Here is a 16,219-nt window from a genome sequence, read left to right as displayed (position 1 = left end):
GACGCGAAGTCGAAGCACGCGGGGGGTGGGGGCTGTTGGGGCGGTGTGTGACTCGGCATCCGAAGGAACCGAGTAGAACTGTTCGAGGAGAAGCGGAGCCGCTTCTCATTGCTGTCCGACCGGCGCGAAGAGAAAAGCACTCGTACATTCTTTCGCCCACAGGTCCGGATTTCATCATTGCTTTGCCTTGGCCCCGTGGAGGAGTGTGAGAGAGGGGGATTGACCCGTCGGTGCCGTCGAGGCGCCGACCGAGAAGAAAGGTGTCGATCGTGTATGCACGCTCAACAACCATTGATGCGCAGCCGTCGTTCATCGACGTCGGGATCAAGCACATGCGCGATACCGTGATGCCCGCGCTCGCCGGCATCGACGGCTGCGCCGGACTGTCCCTGCTGGTCGACCACAGCTCCGGTCGATGCATCGCCACCAGCTCCTGGACGGACGAGGATTCCCTTCGTTCGAGCGAAGGACCGGTCCTGCAGCTCCGCGCCGGCATGGCTGAGGTCTTCCATGGCGCCACTACCGTCGCGCGGTGGGACATTGCCGTCCTGCATCGTGACCACCGCTCACACCGTGGCGCTTGCGTGCGGGTCACATGGCTCGAGGTCGAGCCGGGCCACCTCGAGCGCGCAGTCGACGTGTACAAGATGGCCTCCCTGCCCATGATGCAAGACCTCGAGGGGTTCTGCAGTGCCAGCTTGCTGGTCGATCCTGCCGCCGGTCGCGCCGTGTCGTCGGTGACCTTCGACAGCGCTGCGGCGATGAATGGCAACAGGGAGGAGTCCGAGACCATCAGAACTTCGGGAATCCGTGAGTCCGGTGCGCGGCTTCTCGAGGTAGGTGAGTTCGAGCTGGCGATCGCTCATCTGCACGTACCCGAGATGGCCTGACAACGATCGTCGATGAGGCGTTAGTGGGCCTCGTCGCCCTGGTGTGTGCCTTCGTGCCCTTGGTAGGGGACTTCGTCGCTGTTCCTGCCGGTCTGATCACCGCGACGCCGTACTCGGCGGCGAAACGCTACAAAGCAGACCTCTGGCACAGTGTTCCGATTTCCGCGATAACGCGATCAGCGCTGCGAGCCACCCACACGGCCTTGTCGCCTCGCAGCGACGGCATCAACATTCTTTGTCCCTCAATAGGCCACTGCACAAATCCGCCGGCCAGCTCATCCTGGACTTCTCCGGCGATCAGCACTGTCAGCTCGAGCATCGACTGTTCGATGTGTGGCCCGCCGAACCCGAGGCCCCTCAGCGGACTGGTTCCTGCACTCTTGTGCTTCGGCCGCGGGCCAGGCTTGAGTGCGAGGTGGCAGTGACCGTCATCGAGCAACGAGATAGTCCACAGGCAGTTCTCGATGTACGTATCTGGGCCATGCCATCGGCATTGCAGATCCCTGCCGACGGCCTGGCACGCAGTGACGACGTTGGTGGGGGCGCCGTCTGGTGCATCCGGCCCCGTGATCGGAAAGGTCCAGACCCCCACGTAGTCGATGTCGGGCACATACATGCCTTCACTGTGGCACGTTGTCAGAACGCGTCTTCCTCGAGCTCCATGATCTCGTTGTCGAGGGACCCCAGGATTTCCTTTGTCGAGGACAGGATGGGCAGGATGTTCTTCGCGAAGTACGACGCGATGACAACCTTGCCCCGGTAGAACGACCGGTCCTTTGCAGGCGCGTCCCGGTCCAAGGCTGCCAACGCAACTTCGGCCTGCACCAGCAGGCGCCATCCGATGAGCAGGTCACCTACCGCGTACAGAAAGCGCACCGATCCGAGGCCTATCTTGTACAACTCGGACGGCTGGTCTTGAGAAGCCATCAGATAGCCAGTGAGCGTCCCGGCCATCTCTTGTACGTCGGTCAGCGCAGTCTCGAGCAGTGCCCGCTCTGCCTTGAGGCGACCGTTTCCGGCGTCGCGGTCGATGAACTTTCGTATCTCACCGGTCACATGCGCGAGCGCAACGCCACGGTCGCGGGCGATCTTACGAAAGAAGAAGTCCTGCGCCTGGATTGCCGTGGTGCCCTCGTACAGGGTGTCGATCTTGGCGTCGCGGATGTACTGCTCGATCGGGTAGTCCTGCAGATACCCGGAGCCGCCCAGGGTTTGCAGGCTTTCGGTGAGCAGTTCGTAGGCTTTTTCGGAGCCGACACCCTTGACGATCGGTAGCAGTAGATCGTTGACCCGCGCCGCCAATTCGGCGTCTGCACCCGAAACCAATTCGGCAACATCGGCATTCTGATGCGCCGCGGTGTACAGATAGACCGCTCTGAGCCCCTCGGCGTAGGCCTTCTGCATTGCCAGGCTGCGTCGCACGTCGGGGTGATGAGTGATGGTCACGCGAGGTGCGGTTTTGTTTGTCAGTTCAGTGAGGTCCGCCCCTTGAACGCGCTCCTTGGCGTAGGCGAGGGCGTTGAGATATCCGGTAGACAGTGTCCCGGCAGCCTTGGTGCCCACCATCATTCGAGCATTCTCGATCACCTGGAACATTTGGGCGATGCCGTTGTGTACGTCGCCGACGAGCCAGCCGACGGCGGGTACGTCGGTGGCCCCGAACGTGAGCTCGCAGGTCGGGGACGACTTGAGGCCCATCTTGTGCTCGACACCGGTGACGTACACGCCGTTGCGCTCTCCCAGTTCGAGTGTCTCCGAGTCGAAGTGGAGCTTCGGGACGTAGAACAGGCTCAGCCCCTTCGTTCCAGGGCCGGCTCCCTCGGGACGAGCGAGTACCAGGTGGAAGAGATTTTCGGCAGTGTCGCCGACGTCGCCGCCGGAGATGAACCGTTTGACGCCCTCGATGTGCCACGTGCCGTCGTCCTGCGCGATTGCCTTCGTACGGCCTGCGCCCACGTCGGATCCTGCGTCGGGTTCGGTGAGCACCATGGTGGCGGCCCAACCGCGCTCGAAACCTTCTTTTGCCCAATGCTTTTGCTGGTCGGTGCCGACGCCGTAGAGCACGCTCGCCATCAGTGGACCCATGTTGAAAAAGCTCGCCGATCCGTTTGCCGCGACCAGCATCTCGCCGATCGCCCAAACCAACGGTGCGGGAGCGGGTACACCACCAATGCCTTCTGGTAGACCGAGCCGCGACCAGCCGGCCTCGTTCACAGCCTCGACGGTCTTGCGTAGAGGTTCCGGGACCACGACGGCGTGGTTGGGTGCGTCGAACTCGACGGGGTGCCGATCCGCGTCGGCGAAAGAGGCGGCGACGGGACCCTCGGCGAGCCGCGCGACCTCGGTGAGGATGTTGCGCACAGTGTCGGTATCGAGGTCGCCGTAGGCGTCGCCGTCCAGTAGCTCACCGATCCCGAGTATTTCGAACAGATTGAACTCGATGTCGCGCACATTGCTCTTGTAGTGACTCATGATTCTCCGACCTCGGCTCGTCATCAGTACACAAGAAAGCCTGCCCCACAAAGAATTCAGTACGCAACCGTAGGTAGAACATGTGACGAAGCGACGGCGGCCGGAAGTGCCGTTGCTGCAAAATAGCGCGTCGTGGTCAGTTTGAATTCGGCGCAATCGCAAGATTTTTCTTGATGTACCGAGTGGTGTCGTCGGCGAGGATCTCGAGCAAATCTTTTTCGATACCGTCCAAGGCCTGCGCGGCGACATCGGCTGGGTCGATCTTCTGCTCGGCGGGTACATCCGCCGCCATGTCAGTGTCCATGTATGCGACGTGCAGTGCCGAGACGGTGATTCCGCGCGGCGCCAGTTCCTCTCGAGCAGCGTCCGTCATTGCCCACGCCGCCGCCTTGGCTGCGGCATAGGATCCGAGCGCGGCGGGGTGAAACCAGGACAGTACGGAAAGTACGTTGAGTATTGTTCCCCCGCTGTTACTTTCGATGACGGGAGCGAAGGCTCGGGTCACGGCGAGCGGGCCGTAGAAGTTCACGTCTATCTCGCGGCGCACGTCATCGATGTTGCCGCTAATCAGCGGCGCGGAGGTGGAGATTCCTGCGTTGTTCACGAGCAGAGTTGCATCCGACGCGGTGCGGGCGGCAGCCTTGATCGACTCCTCGTCGGTTATGTCCAGCTGCAAGGGAATGACGCCGGGCAGATCGACTGTTTCCGGATTTCGGGCGGCTGCGTACACCTTTGCTCCCCGCTTGACGAGCCCCGCGGCCAGATGGCGTCCGAGTCCTCGATTGGCGCCGGTGACGACGGCAACTGCATTGTTCAGATCCATGATGTCTCCCAGGGGTGAGGTACTGACGGAAATTTAGATTACGAATGCAATCTAAATTCACGCTAAGATAGATGTCAAATGAAATCCAAACGGGAGTGTGGTTGATGGGCCGTGTATCGCAACAGCAAGCGGAAGAGAACCGTCGACGTGTCGTGAAAACCGCCGCCCGCCTGTTCCGAGAGCAGGGCACCCAGCTCAGCGTCGCCGACCTGATGAAAGCGGCCGGGTTGACCCATGGTGGCTTCTACAAGCAGTTTGCCTCGAAGGAAGCGCTCATCGACGAGGCCACCGCCTATGCATTTGCTGAACTGTCGAAGACCTACAAGTCCGAATTCGGCCAGCATGGGGACCAGCGCGTTGTTGCTCAGCAGTCCCTGATCGACACCTATCTCTCCGTCGAGCATCGCGACAACCCGGCAGACGGATGCCCCGCCGCGGCACTTGCCGTCGACATGGCGCGCGAACCCGAAGATGCCGAGGCTCGTCGGGTTTACACCCAGGGTGTCGGTGCTTTTGCCGAAGGACTCGCCGATGGCGATCAGGATGGCATTGCCCGATTGTGCACCATGGTCGGCGCGATTCTCCTCTCGCGAGCCACCAAGGGATCGACCGTCTCGGAGGAGATTCTCACCGCAGCACGCGCTGCGCTGAAACCAACCGACGGGTGATTCGCGGCAAGACGATGGCGTGTCACCCGCGTGCCCGAAAACTTTTTCTCGAGAACTCCCATCCGGGTGCGAAACGGCTACGAATGCCACGCAGACGGTGTGTACCGTCTCCGTGCTCAACTGTGTCGAGACGGTGTTGACAGGAAGGGCAGAGTGTCATGCATGCACTGGTAGAAGCCGATTTTCCGTCAACTCACAGTCCGTTCGTTGAGCTCTCGTGAAGTTCTGGCCGACAATCACAGGAATGTGACCGACATGTCTATTTCTTCTTCTGGTACTCACGGAGGCGAGAATCCGCGCCCAAGCAATCCGGGTGTCGGCTTTCTCCAAATGTTCCTGGATGCGAGCCGTCAGCCCAGGTCGCCACACGAAATGGCGGAAGAATCACCGCAGGAACCGCGCGCTTCCGACGACGAAAGACTGTGATGGATGCGCCCACGCCTTCGCCTGCTGCCGAGACGGCCAGGCGAACATCCACCGGAAACGGATTCGCCGGAAACGCAGGTCGATGGATCGCTCTCGTATGGGGGCTCGTCGCGTGCGCATTGATCGCCCAGATCATCTATCCCTTGGTGAGCGGGGACTCACGTGACGGTGTCACTGTTGCGGTAGTCGCCCTATTAGCTGCTGCATCGATTGTTCATGCGGTGATTGCGCGTGGGCCGGCGTGGACCTTGGTACTGTTCGCGGCCACCGCGGGGTTGGGTCTTGTCGCCGAAATGATCGGCACGGCAACAGGTTTTCCCTTCGGCAGTTACTTCTACGCCACTGATCGGTTGGGGCCTGACATTCTGGGTGTCCCGGCGGTGGTTCCACTTGCGTGGACTGCCGGGTTCTATCCCATTTGGTGCGCTGTGGGTTATGTACTCGAGCGAACCCGCGCGTCACCGAAGTGGCAGTCTCGACAGCGAATCGTGATAACGGCTGCCGGGATGGTCGGGTGGGATCTCTATCTGGACACTCAGATGGTGACGGACGGCCAGTGGACGTGGACGTCCGGAAATCCGGGTCTTCCCGGCATACCGTCGATTCCGTTCACGAACTATCTGGGCTGGTTTGCCACCGCCCTGATAATGGCAGTTGTGATCGAGTATGTCGGAAAGCGCTTCGATACCCGCAGGAAGTACGGGCCGCGGGTTTCGGATGCCGCGCCCGTGGTGTTGTTCATGTGGACGTGGCTCGGCTCGGCACTTGCCCACGCTGCGCTGCTCGACGGGGACGAATTGAAGTCTTCGGCGATCTACGGCTTCTGTGCGATGGGTGTTGTGGGGATACCCCTGGCCTGGATGTGGACCTGGAAGCCCCGAGAGGACTCGGTGACGGCATGACCGCCGCGAGTCCACGAATCCTGCATCGCCTGACAGCGGCGGGTGCGGCGCTGGCCGGATTGTCTGCGGCGATGTCTATCGGGAATGCGCTGTTCATGCCACGCCTGCGGCGAATGGACATCAGTAAGCCACACGATCGCGTCGTTGTGTGCATTCCCGCCCGCGACGAGGAATCCACCGTGCCCCTGCTGATCGCGGATCTGCGGGCGCAAACATATGCGGGCGAACTTCGGGTAATAGTCCTCGATGACGGCTCCGGCGACGGCACACTGGCTGCCGCTCGCCGCGCCGCCGACGGTGATCCGCGGATCACCGTCGTATCCACGTGTGATCCGCCAAGCCCTGGTTGGACGGGAAAGGCCGCAGCGTGTCGGACCCTTGCCGATATCGGTCTCGAAGACCAGCCGGACGTTATCGTTTTTGTCGATGCCGACGTCAGGCTGTCGCCTGGTGCGGTCGCGGCGTCGGTTGCTGCGCTCCGCGGCCGAGGGGCAGCATTGTTGTGCCCGTGGCCCGAACAGAAGTCGGGCAGCGTTGCTGAGCATCTTGTTCAGCCGTTGCTGGCCTTTTCGTGGATGTCGACCCTCTTGGTACCTTTGGCGAACAGGTCGCTGAGACAATCACTTTCGGTGGCGTGTGGTCAATTCCTGATGTTCGATGCCGGCGCCTACCGTGAAATCGGTGGACACGAGTCGGTGGCCTCCAGTGCCACCGAAGATCTGGACATAGCTAGAGCTCTTCGCAGCCACGGCAAACGTACGGTTCTGGTCTCGGGTGCGGGTTTTGTCAGTTGTCGGATGTATCGCGACTGGCCTCAACTTCGGGAGGGCTACACCCGGTGGTTGTGGTCCTCATTCGGTGGACGAGTGGGCACCGCCGCTGCTCTTGCGGGCGTGAGCATCGTATATCTCCTTCCGCCCGCTGCCGCTGTTCTGGGAACGGGAAGCACACGACGCTTGGGGACTGCCGGCTACCTTGCCGCAGTCACGGCTCGGCTGTGCTCTGCGCAGTCGGAATCTGCCGGCAGAGCCAACCTCGCAGATCTGGCGCGGGCCTGCGCCCACCCCATTTCGGCAGCACTTTTTGCGACTCTTGTGCTCGATTCGCGTCGACGCTTCGCCCGAAACGAACTGTCATGGAAGAGTCGGCCGTTGAACGCCCCGACCACCGACGTGGCCACCCTCGCTAGCACGATGAAGAAATGAGAATCCTGATGTCGGCCTCGAACCCAGCGCTTGTGACAGGTGATCGATCATGAGATCAGTGAGCGGGCAAGTCGATTCGGTTGTTGTGGTCGGTGCCGGCCTCGCCGGCCTCTCCGCTGCGCTCCACCTCACCGGGGCGGGCAAGCGTGTCACAGTCCTCGAGCGTGAGGCCGCGATCGGTGGGCGTGTCGGTACCTATCCGGTGGTCGATGACGCGGGTCGTTTCCTGTACGACATCGACAACGGTGCCAGTGTTCTCACCATGCCGAATTTGATCGCCGACGCATTGGCCGCAGTGGGTGAGTCTTTTGATTCCGTCACTCCTGCACTCACTTTGACGAAGCTTTCACCCAGCTATCACACGCGTTACGCAGACGGCAGTTCCATCGACGTGTACTCGGATCCGCTTGCGATGTCGGCAGAGGTCGAAAGGACATGCGGTCCAGGCGAGTCCGACGGATACCGCAAGCTTCGACGGTGGCTGGCGTCGATCTTCGACACCGAGTTCGGTCGGTACATCGACTCGAATTTCGATTCACCACTCGATCTGGTGTCGACGCCATCGGCAGTGCGCGACACCGCCACTCTGGCTCGGCTGGGTGGTTTCGGTCGACTCGGGCCGCGGGTCGGATCCTTCGTGAAAGACGAACGGCTGCGACGAATCTTTACCTTCCAGGCACTGTACGCGGGAATGGCCCCCGCCAAGGCGTTGGGCGTATACGGCGCCATCGCGCACATGGACACCTCACTCGGGGTCTACTTTCCGGTGGGCGGCATGGCCAAAATTGCGGAGGTGATGGCCGACGCGTTCACACGACACGGGGGAGTGCTTCACACCGACGCCGAAGTGTCCGAGGTAAACATCGAGAACAAGCGCGTCACAGAGGTTTTGACGTCGGATGGTCGGAGTTATTCGTGTGATGCCCTCGTGTTGACTCCGGACTTACCTGTAGTCGATCGGTTGCTCGACCAGGCAGGTGCGCCGTCTACGGGTCGGCGACGCGGATATTCCGTCGTATCGCCGTCAGCCGTCGTTTTTCACGGCACGGTTCCGGTGGATGTGACGCGGTCGTGGCCGTCAAGGTCTCACCACACCATCGACTTCGGCGAACAGTGGTCTGAGACCTTTGCTCGGATTACCGCGCGTCGTGGCCGCGGGCAGTTGATGGATGATCCATCTCTCTTGATCACCCGACCGGCTGTGACAGACCCATCGCTGAATCTCGTTCGTGACGGCGTCAGAAGTGAACCCATCTCGATCTTGGCTCCTTGCCCGAATCTTGCCAGCGCGCCCCTCGATTGGGATCGTCTGGGGGTTCCGTACATGCGTGAAATTCAAGGAGTGTTGGAACAACGCGGATATCGCAACCTGACCTCGTCGATGTCCGTCGACCACCTAGACACCCCACGAACTTGGCTGGACAAAGGAATGCTCGACGGTAGTCCCTTCTCGTCGGCCCATGTATTCCGTCAGACCGGGCCATTTCGCCGCAAGAATCTGGTTCCTGGTCTCGGCAACGTCGTCCTCGCCGGTTCAGGGACCACTCCGGGTGTCGGCGTGCCGACGGTTCTCGTTTCGGGAAGGCTTGCCGCAGAGCGGATAACAGGATCGAACAACGCGCAATCGTCGGCTGCTCTCGGTGTCGAAGTCGGTGTCGGTCATGCGTGAACTCGACAAGATCGACCCGAGCCTCCACGACGCGTATCGACTGTGCCGCGACCTGAACGAGCAGCATGGCAAAACTTACTTCCTCGCGACCCGGTTACTGCCGGCTGACAAGCGCGCCGGCGTGCACGCGCTCTACGGGTTTGCGCGGATGGTCGACGACATCGTCGACGTGGATTCCGGCGACAGCGAATCAGGTTATGTGCCAGCGCTTTCCTCTGTCACAGTCGATTCGACGGGTACTTCGCCCACCGAAGCCGATCGTAGGGCAAGCGCAAAGCTTGACCTGTTCGAGGCTCGCATCCGAGATGCGCTCGACGGACAGCCGCTGGGGGAGAGTAGATCCGACCTGGTGCTCAGAGCGCTCGTGGATACCACTGCGAGATACAGCATTTCGCACGACTACTACTACGCCTTCCTGCACTCGATGCGAATGGACATACCAGGAACCAAGATGTTCCGCTCGCGGTATCGAACGATGGACGAACTGTCCGAGTACATGTACGGATCCGCCGCTGTCATCGGCCTGCAAATGCTTCCGATCCTGGGCACGGCAACAGATCGCGACAGTGCCGCCGGACCAGCGGTCGCACTGGGTGAAGCTTTTCAGCTGACCAACTTCATCCGGGATATGGGAGAGGATCTCGATCGTGATCGGATCTATCTGCCGACCGAGGAACTGAATGCTTTCGGTGTCGACGAAGGCCTGTTGCGAAACTGTCGTGTCACCGGCCGCAGCGACGTCCGACTCGAGCGCGCTCTCGCGCATCTGATCGCACACACCCGTGCGGTGTACCGCACTGCCGAACCGGGGATCGATATGCTCGACCCGGTGGTACGCCCCGCGATGCGCACGGCGTTTGTCCTGTACGGCGACATTTTGCGCGCGGTGGAAGACGGCGGATATCGCGTACTTCACAAGCGGGCACACGTTTCCCAGCGGCGCCGAATGTCGATCGCGGCACCGCGACTGGCTGAAACCGGATGGATCAGCCTCCGCACGCTGCTGACGCCGGCACCCTGATCGAACGAAGAGAACGGGACTTCACATGGAATACGTCGTGCTGCTCGACGACGCAGGTCGATCCATCGGGATCGAACCGAAAGCGAGCGTCCACACCACTACAACGCCACTGCACCTTGCTTTCTCGGCGTACGTCTTCGATCGGAGCGGCAACCTCCTGATTACGAGGCGTGCACTGGACAAGGCAACGTGGCCAGGTGTCTGGACCAACAGTTGCTGCGGACATCCCGCTCCGGGCGAATCGCTTGAAGAAGCCGTCCGACGTCGGCTGAACCAAGAACTTGGGATAGGTGTCGATGATGTCAGCCTTGCGCTCCCTTTCTTCCGATACCGCGCGGTGATGGACACCGGCATCGTCGAAAACGAGATCTGCCCTGTCTTTCGGGTGATCTACGACGGCCCACAACCGGTTCCCGATCCGACGGAAGTGGAAAGCGTGGAATGGGTTGACTGGCACAAGTTTTCGGACGCTGTTCTCGGTGGCGGTCGTGACGTCTCGCCATGGTGTCGTGAACAGGTGCAACAGCTTCGACAGCTTGATCCGGATCCGGAGCAGTGGCCCACAGCGCCCGCATCGGCATTGCCGCCCGCCGCACGGGAAAATCAGGACCGGCGCCTACTGTACTAGTCAAATATCGAAGAATACTGTCTCAGCTCCACCGTCCGGGGTGTCTTGTAGTCGTATGTCGAAGGTGTAGACGGTCTTTCCGTTCTCGCTGCGTCGATTGGCTATCAGAGTGCTTCGGCGGTTGTGGAGCTCGATCCCCGAGAGGATGGGGTCTGCTGCGTTGAGTTCGATTTCGTCGTCGAAGTACAGGCGGGTGTGCAGTCCGATGTTGATGCCTCTGGCGAAGATGACGAAGCAGATGTGTGGGGCTTGGACACGGTCGCCATTGTGCTCGACCCGGCCGGGTTTGATCGTCTGGAACTCGAAGACTCCGGATTCGAAATCTGCGCCCGTGCGGCCCCATCCGGCAAAGCTCGGATCGACACTTTTGTCTTGTGGGTCGAGGTGATGCGCGTACTTGCCGGCCGCGTTAGCCTGCCAGATCTCGAGCAAGGCGTCGCGAACTGGGGATCCACTGCCGTCGATGACGCGTCCCTCGATCGTGATCCGTTCTCCGACTGTGTCATCGGAGACAAGATTGTTGTCGAAGTTCTTCTCGAAAATCTCGAATCCCGCCTGCTGTGGCGCAAGTCCGATGTGTACGTAGGGGCCGCCCGTCTGCGACGGGGTTTCGGGAAATCGTGTCGCAAGAGATTGTGCGGCAAACTGATGGGCGACGTTCATCGTGATGCTCCTGGAATCGTGTTCTCGAAGAAGGTGGCTCGTCGTCCGCGGAGGGTGACATCGAAGCGGTAGGTTCGAGCGTCGAAAGGCACGTCGTTTGACGGATCTTCATGCGCAATGAGGCTGCGTACCTGATCGATTGACGGAATGGTTGCGGCAATCGGGCAGCGCTCGATCAAGGGGTCGCCCTCGAAATAGAGTTGCGTGATCAGCCGCTGCGCCCAACCGTCTGCGCTGAGTGACATATGAATATGTGCAGGACGCCAGGCGTTGGCGCTGTTGGCCCACGGGTACGGTCCAGGCTTGATAGTGCGGAAGACGTAGTAGCCGTTGTGATCGGTGAGCATCCGACCGCAACCGCCGAAGTTCGGATCGATCGGCGCGAGATACTGGTCGTTCTTGTGTCGATAGCGTCCGCCCGCGTTGGCTTGCCACACTTCCACGAGTGCGCCGGAGACCGGGTTTCCGAATTCGTCACGTACATAGCCGTGCACGATCAGCCTTTCGCCGATCGGTAAGCCGGCTTTGGCGAAGTTGAGGATCAGGTCGTTGTCTTTCGCCCCCAGGTCTTTTCCGTTGAACACGGGCCCGGTGATTTCGGACAGCGTGTTGCGGGGAGATAGCAAAGCCTGACGAGGCGAGCGCAGGATGCTCGTCTTGTAACCCGGCGTCAGTGCGGGAGGGTGCAGTCTGACGTCGCGCTCAACAAATTCGCCGATTGTCACGGTGGTCTCCTGTCGAAGGGATGTTCGCCCACCATATTTTCGATACTCAGTCATGTAAATTGACGATTTCTCGCCCTTTTCATAACCTCTGCTGATGGAAATGTTTGGTGGTCTGGGCGCATGGCCGGCGTAGCGAGTAGCCGAATTCAGCTTCGGCACCTGACCTGCTTTGTCGCCGTCGCGCAGGAGCGCAATCTCGGTCGGGCGGCACAGCGACTCCACCTGACGCAGCCGGCGGTCACCAAGACGCTCAACGAACTCGAGCAGATGGCCGGGATGCGTCTCGTCGAGAGGGGCCGTCATGGTGCCCGTCTCACTCCGGCCGGCGAGTACTTTCTCGGCCACGCATCTGCGGCCGTCGACGCCATGACGTCGGCGGCACGGGCGTTGGTCGCCCCCGGCGTACCCAGTGTGCCGGTCCGCGTAGGTGCGCTTCCCACAGTCGCGAGTGTTTTACTACCGAAGGCGATTTCACAGTTGCACGAAACGTATCCGGAGTTGGGGGTACATGTTGTCACTGGAGTCAACGACGCACTTCTGGAAGGGATTCGCGCGGGTGACCTTGATTTGGTGGTGGGCAGAATGACGGATCCCGATGTCTTGCAGGGAATCGACTTCGAACTGCTCTACACCGAATCGCTGGCACTTGTCGTTCGCCCCGAACATCCTTTGACGGCGTTTGTGGAACCGGTGCCGATGCCGCGGGTACTCGAATTTCCATTGGTGGTGGCGACAACAGGGACGGTTCCGCGCCGACACACCGAAGTGTTTCTGCGCCGGCATGGGCTCACGTTGCCGAGCGGTTGTGTTGAAACACTTGATGTATCGGTTGCACGTACTCTCGCCCGCCGCAGTGACTCGGTGTGGTTCACACCCGAGCGCGTGCCGCAGACCGACCTCGACGACGGAACGCTTGTGCGCTTGCCGCAGTCGGCCCCTGGTACAGCCGAGCCCGTCGGACTGTTCCGGCGGACGAGTCAGGCTGCTGCGGGCGTCGAGACTTTGGCTGGGATTCTCAGGCGGTTGGCTACTGTGTGAAATCTTCCGAGCACAAATCCGATGGCTTCAGATCCAGTGCTCGGACGACGCCATGAGGCGATCCATCGTTGCTGCGGAGAAAGTGCTCGTGGGAACCGGTGGAGGTTTGCGGCCACGACGTGGAGCGACCAGTTCGGGGTACAGGGAGCGCGACACCTCACGAGCTGCGTCGAGCACCAATGGCGCTACCCGCTCGAGCTGAGCGGTCTGCGTATCGCTGCACAACGAGATGCTGCCGATCGGCCCTTCGTGCCCGCGAATAGCCGACGCGACGCACGCGACACCCGGTGTTGATTCGCCGCACTCGAAGGCCAAGCCTCGACGCTGCCGAATACGGCTCAGCTCTTGATGCAGAACTGCGATGTCCGCGATGGTGCTGTCGGTGCAGCGCGGGAGCGTCACACCGAACAGGGTGTCCACCTGTTCGGGAGCGATGCACGCCAGCATCGCTTTGCCGCCTGCCGTCGAATGTGCAAGGGCGCGACCGCCGACGCGCGACGGTAGCGTCGTAGCAAAGCGTCCACCTACCTTGTCGAGGTAGACATTTTCGCAGTCGTCGAGAACTGACAGATGCACGACCATTCCGGTTTTCAGGTGTAGTTCGTGTAGCAGCGGTGCTGCGGCTGCACGCAGCTGGCCGTGGTCGCCGATGCCGCCGTCAAGTCCGAGTGCGCGTCGGCCGAGGCGGTAACCAATCGGCGCGTGAGCGACCCAGTCGAGCTTGACGAGCTGCTCGAGAATGCGGTGGACGGTCGATCGCGGCAACCGGGCGCGTCGCGCGGTTTCTTCGAGACTGAGGTGGGTTGCCCGTCCATCGAAGGCATCGAGAATGAGTGTCATCCGCTCGACCATCGACGGCGGTAAGTCTGTGGTGGACCGACCGCCGGCCGGTGGGGCAGAGGACTTCTTGTCGTTCATGTCGACAACGGCCATGGACGCCTTCCTTTCCGGGGTTTCCCGAGTGTCGCTTCAGTTGCCGTTGGCATTTGGCGTGTCCGTCAGGTGGTGACCCCTGTCACTTGCACTGTATAGTCCGATTGTACATTGATCAAGCGATCAAACAACCTGCATATGGCCCTTAAAGCCGAAGGGGTCATTCATGCAGCGTGCCCGTCGTACGCTGCCGACCCACGGAGATGCCCCATGCCCTGTGATGAAAATTCCCCGGTAGCGGTACTCGATCGCGCCTCGATATTGCTCGAGGCTTTCGATGAGGACGAGCGACTGACTTTGTCGGACTTGTCGAGACGGACGGGGCTTCCCGCGTCGTCGACCCACCGCATGCTCGGACAACTCGTACGTCTGACATGGCTTCAACGTGAGGGTCACACGTACCGGTTGGGTCGTAAGATATTCGAACTCGGTTCGCTTGCGTTGCATCATGATCGGCTTCACAGCGTGGCGCAGCCCGTCCTCTATCAACTGCACGCGACTACGGGTCTCGTGGTTCACCTCGCAGTCCCCGTCGGCGCTGACGTTCTCTATCTCGACAAAGTCGGTGGCTCCTTCGCCGTTCGGCTGCCCACCCGCGCCGGCGGGCGCCTTCCCGCGGCGTCGACGGCAATAGGCAAAACCTTGATGGCAGAGCTTGATCCGACCGCGGCGCTGACGCCGCCGCGTTCCACGCCGAACACGATAGTGGACCCAGTTCGACTGCGAAGGGAGTATGCCGACATTCGTAACCGCGGAATTGCCCACGATCGGAACGAGACGGTGCTCGGAGTATCGTGTGTCGGTGCCGCTATCATTAAGGGCCGCAGTCCGATTGGCGCGATCTCGGTAACCGGCCCTACCGGTACGTTCGATCCGATGGCTGTCTCGGTCCCTGTCCGCCTCGCGGTAGCAACGATCCGAAATCGACTGTCCGGAAACTGATGTTGCCGCGCTCTGCTGGGGCAGGGCGCGGCAACTGTGAGCTCACGCGAATTTTACGTATCCGCGTCGACGCGTGCGAGATTTTCCTGCACCTCGGTGGACCAGTTCTCCAGAGCGCGAGTGGTGTCCACCTCGTACTCGTAGCGTGCGGTCATTTCGTCTGTGACGTCCTTGACGTCTACATAGAACTGCTGGTACCAGCGGCGAAGTTGGTAGACGGGCCCGTCCTCTTCGGTGAGGAGCGGATTTTCGATGCGGCTCTTGTGTTTCCAGATCTCGATATCCTGGAGGAACTGCGTCTCGAGACCCTCGGTGAACATCTGAGCGGTGGCTTCGGCCTGCTCGTCCGAGTTGCCCGGCGTGCGTTCGACACATGTGCCGTACTGCAGGACAAACGAATTGTCGGTGACAGGGTAGTGGCAGTTGATGACCTTTGCCTCCACCGTGGTGTCCCCGGAAATCGTCCACACCGTATCGAGCATGAAAGACGGACCGTAGTAGGCAGCTTCCGACACGGTCTCGGCATCTGGAAGGTCCATCTGTACACCGGTTTTGATGTCGTCCCGGCCTACCGAGCGCATGTGCTGTGCAGCGACCTGGCCTTCGAACACATTCTTGAAGTAGCCCGGCATCTGGAAATGAACGTAGAAGAAGTGAGCCATGTCGACAACGTTGTCGACGATCTCACGGCAGTGCGAGCCCTCCACGTGGAAGGTGCGCCACGACCACTCGCTCCACCGATCGGTGCCCCATCCCTCGATCTCCGGAATCGTCACATCCTCCGGCGGCGTGTTGCCCTCCGGGTCATGCCAGGTAAAGAGCATTCCGTTGCGTTCGAGCACATTCCACGATCGTGTGCGTGCTAGCGGAGGGACGCGCCGCGCGTAAGGAATGCCAGTGCAGCGCCCGTTCCCGCCCCACCGCCAATCGTGGAACGGGCAGGCGATGGAGTCGCCTTTGATCTGCCCCATCGCGAGGTTGCCGCCCATGTGTCGGCAGTATGCGTCAAGGATGTGCAACTCGTTCTCGGAGTCTGCGAACACCACCAAGTCGGTGCCGAAAGCCTTGATTTGGTGCGGCTTTCCGTCACGAAACGTCGCGGCCAGGCCGAGGCAGTGCCAGCCTCGCGCAAATCGAGTCGGGTTCTTGCCTGCCTCGATGACCCTGACCTCGGGTTCGGCGATGATGTCGGTCATGAATCCTCCAGTGTGTAT

The 16,219-nt window shown here is 61.0% G+C and carries 16 protein-coding genes; 9 read left to right on the top strand and 7 right to left on the bottom strand.

From position 1 onward, the window contains the following. Positions 1-260 precede the first annotated feature (260 nt). Positions 261-890, top strand: a complete 630-nt coding sequence (locus tag EEB13_RS10800; RefSeq protein WP_141485218.1) for a hypothetical protein — start codon at positions 261-263, stop codon at positions 888-890. A 127-nt stretch (positions 891-1,017) separates the two neighbouring features. On the opposite strand, the gene EEB13_RS10795 is transcribed toward EEB13_RS10800, so the two are convergent. The 3 genes from EEB13_RS10795 to EEB13_RS10785 form a co-directional block, all read right to left on the bottom strand. After that, complete coding sequence (locus EEB13_RS10795) at positions 1,018-1,506, bottom strand: hypothetical protein (protein ID WP_141485217.1); 489 nt, start codon at positions 1,504-1,506, stop codon at positions 1,018-1,020. A gap of 20 nt (positions 1,507-1,526) precedes the next feature. Next, on the bottom strand, positions 1,527-3,362 hold the full coding sequence (locus tag EEB13_RS10790; RefSeq protein ID WP_045065788.1) for an acyl-CoA dehydrogenase: 1,836 nt from the start codon (positions 3,360-3,362) through the stop codon (positions 1,527-1,529). 136 nt (positions 3,363-3,498) lie between these two features. Beyond that, positions 3,499-4,185, bottom strand: a complete 687-nt coding sequence (locus tag EEB13_RS10785) for an SDR family oxidoreductase (RefSeq protein WP_141485216.1) — start codon at positions 4,183-4,185, stop codon at positions 3,499-3,501. A 71-nt stretch (positions 4,186-4,256) separates the two neighbouring features. Between EEB13_RS10785 and EEB13_RS10780 the strand changes: the two genes are divergently transcribed. From EEB13_RS10780 to idi, 6 genes are all read left to right on the top strand, one after another. Next, positions 4,257-4,853: a TetR/AcrR family transcriptional regulator gene (locus tag EEB13_RS10780; protein WP_222839792.1), complete on the top strand. Its 597-nt coding sequence runs from the start codon at positions 4,257-4,259 to the stop codon at positions 4,851-4,853. Between the two features lie 425 nt (positions 4,854-5,278). Beyond that, positions 5,279-6,181 carry a carotenoid biosynthesis protein gene (locus EEB13_RS10775; RefSeq protein ID WP_141485215.1) on the top strand — a complete coding sequence of 301 codons (903 nt, stop codon included), beginning with the start codon at positions 5,279-5,281 and terminating at the stop codon, positions 6,179-6,181. Next, complete coding sequence (locus EEB13_RS10770) at positions 6,178-7,386, top strand: glycosyltransferase (protein ID WP_233365542.1); 1,209 nt, start codon at positions 6,178-6,180, stop codon at positions 7,384-7,386. Before EEB13_RS10775 ends, EEB13_RS10770 begins: the two co-directional genes overlap by 4 nt. A gap of 49 nt (positions 7,387-7,435) precedes the next feature. Further along, positions 7,436-9,055, top strand: coding sequence for a phytoene desaturase family protein (gene crtI / locus EEB13_RS10765; RefSeq protein ID WP_141485214.1), 1,620 nt, complete (start codon positions 7,436-7,438; stop codon positions 9,053-9,055). After that, positions 9,048-10,076 (top strand): phytoene/squalene synthase family protein, encoded by a 1,029-nt coding sequence (locus tag EEB13_RS10760; protein WP_045066797.1) that lies wholly within the window; start codon positions 9,048-9,050, stop codon positions 10,074-10,076. The genes crtI and EEB13_RS10760 overlap by 8 nt, the downstream gene beginning before the upstream one ends. A gap of 25 nt (positions 10,077-10,101) precedes the next feature. Then, complete coding sequence (gene idi, locus EEB13_RS10755) at positions 10,102-10,704, top strand: isopentenyl-diphosphate Delta-isomerase (protein WP_141485213.1); 603 nt, start codon at positions 10,102-10,104, stop codon at positions 10,702-10,704. Here the strand turns inward: idi and pcaG are convergent, their stop codons facing one another. Both pcaG and pcaH read right to left on the bottom strand, forming a co-directional pair. Further along, complete coding sequence (gene pcaG, locus EEB13_RS10750) at positions 10,705-11,367, bottom strand: protocatechuate 3,4-dioxygenase subunit alpha (RefSeq protein ID WP_141485212.1); 663 nt, start codon at positions 11,365-11,367, stop codon at positions 10,705-10,707. After that, positions 11,364-12,092, bottom strand: a complete 729-nt coding sequence (gene pcaH / locus EEB13_RS10745) for a protocatechuate 3,4-dioxygenase subunit beta (protein ID WP_033233775.1) — start codon at positions 12,090-12,092, stop codon at positions 11,364-11,366. The genes pcaG and pcaH overlap by 4 nt, the downstream gene beginning before the upstream one ends. 120 nt (positions 12,093-12,212) lie before the next feature. On the opposite strand from pcaH, the gene EEB13_RS10740 reads away from it, so the two are divergent. Then, positions 12,213-13,130 (top strand): LysR substrate-binding domain-containing protein, encoded by a 918-nt coding sequence (locus tag EEB13_RS10740; protein ID WP_095887449.1) that lies wholly within the window; start codon positions 12,213-12,215, stop codon positions 13,128-13,130. Positions 13,131-13,157: 27 nt separating this feature from the next. On the opposite strand, the gene EEB13_RS10735 is transcribed toward EEB13_RS10740, so the two are convergent. Beyond that, positions 13,158-14,063, bottom strand: coding sequence for an IclR family transcriptional regulator (locus EEB13_RS10735; RefSeq protein ID WP_141485211.1), 906 nt, complete (start codon positions 14,061-14,063; stop codon positions 13,158-13,160). A gap of 210 nt (positions 14,064-14,273) precedes the next feature. Between EEB13_RS10735 and EEB13_RS10730 the strand changes: the two genes are divergently transcribed. Beyond that, a complete protein-coding gene (locus EEB13_RS10730; RefSeq protein ID WP_033233772.1) occupies positions 14,274-15,005 on the top strand; it encodes an IclR family transcriptional regulator in 732 nt (243 codons plus the stop codon). A gap of 53 nt (positions 15,006-15,058) precedes the next feature. Here the strand turns inward: EEB13_RS10730 and EEB13_RS10725 are convergent, their stop codons facing one another. Beyond that, on the bottom strand, positions 15,059-16,201 hold the full coding sequence (locus EEB13_RS10725) for a Rieske 2Fe-2S domain-containing protein (protein WP_141485210.1): 1,143 nt from the start codon (positions 16,199-16,201) through the stop codon (positions 15,059-15,061). Positions 16,202-16,219: the final 18 nt, after the last annotated feature.

This window comes from Rhodococcus sp. WS3, assembly GCF_003797085.1.
Taxonomy (GTDB): domain Bacteria; phylum Actinomycetota; class Actinomycetes; order Mycobacteriales; family Mycobacteriaceae; genus Rhodococcus_F; species Rhodococcus_F globerula.
The sequence above is the reverse complement of the archived record's forward strand: the minus strand, read 5'-3'. Positions and strand labels throughout refer to the sequence as shown.

Excerpts from the sequence above, each read along its gene's own strand:
- EEB13_RS10795 (WP_141485217.1), bottom strand. The coding sequence starts at position 1,506 with ATGTATGTGCCCGACATCGACTACGTGGGGGTCTGGACCTTTCCGATC.
- EEB13_RS10790 (WP_045065788.1), bottom strand. The coding sequence starts at position 3,362 with ATGAGTCACTACAAGAGCAATGTGCGCGACATCGAGTTCAATCTGTTC.
- EEB13_RS10785 (WP_141485216.1), bottom strand. The coding sequence starts at position 4,185 with ATGGATCTGAACAATGCAGTTGCCGTCGTCACCGGCGCCAATCGAGGA.
- EEB13_RS10780 (WP_222839792.1), top strand. The coding sequence starts at position 4,257 with ATGTCAAATGAAATCCAAACGGGAGTGTGGTTGATGGGCCGTGTATCG.
- EEB13_RS10775 (WP_141485215.1), top strand. The coding sequence starts at position 5,279 with ATGGATGCGCCCACGCCTTCGCCTGCTGCCGAGACGGCCAGGCGAACA.
- EEB13_RS10770 (WP_233365542.1), top strand. The coding sequence starts at position 6,178 with ATGACCGCCGCGAGTCCACGAATCCTGCATCGCCTGACAGCGGCGGGT.
- crtI (WP_141485214.1), top strand. The coding sequence starts at position 7,436 with ATGAGATCAGTGAGCGGGCAAGTCGATTCGGTTGTTGTGGTCGGTGCC.
- EEB13_RS10760 (WP_045066797.1), top strand. The coding sequence starts at position 9,048 with ATGCGTGAACTCGACAAGATCGACCCGAGCCTCCACGACGCGTATCGA.
- idi (WP_141485213.1), top strand. The coding sequence starts at position 10,102 with ATGGAATACGTCGTGCTGCTCGACGACGCAGGTCGATCCATCGGGATC.
- pcaG (WP_141485212.1), bottom strand. The coding sequence starts at position 11,367 with ATGAACGTCGCCCATCAGTTTGCCGCACAATCTCTTGCGACACGATTT.
- EEB13_RS10740 (WP_095887449.1), top strand. The coding sequence starts at position 12,213 with ATGGCCGGCGTAGCGAGTAGCCGAATTCAGCTTCGGCACCTGACCTGC.
- EEB13_RS10735 (WP_141485211.1), bottom strand. The coding sequence starts at position 14,063 with ATGGCCGTTGTCGACATGAACGACAAGAAGTCCTCTGCCCCACCGGCC.
- EEB13_RS10730 (WP_033233772.1), top strand. The coding sequence starts at position 14,274 with ATGCCCTGTGATGAAAATTCCCCGGTAGCGGTACTCGATCGCGCCTCG.
- EEB13_RS10725 (WP_141485210.1), bottom strand. The coding sequence starts at position 16,201 with ATGACCGACATCATCGCCGAACCCGAGGTCAGGGTCATCGAGGCAGGC.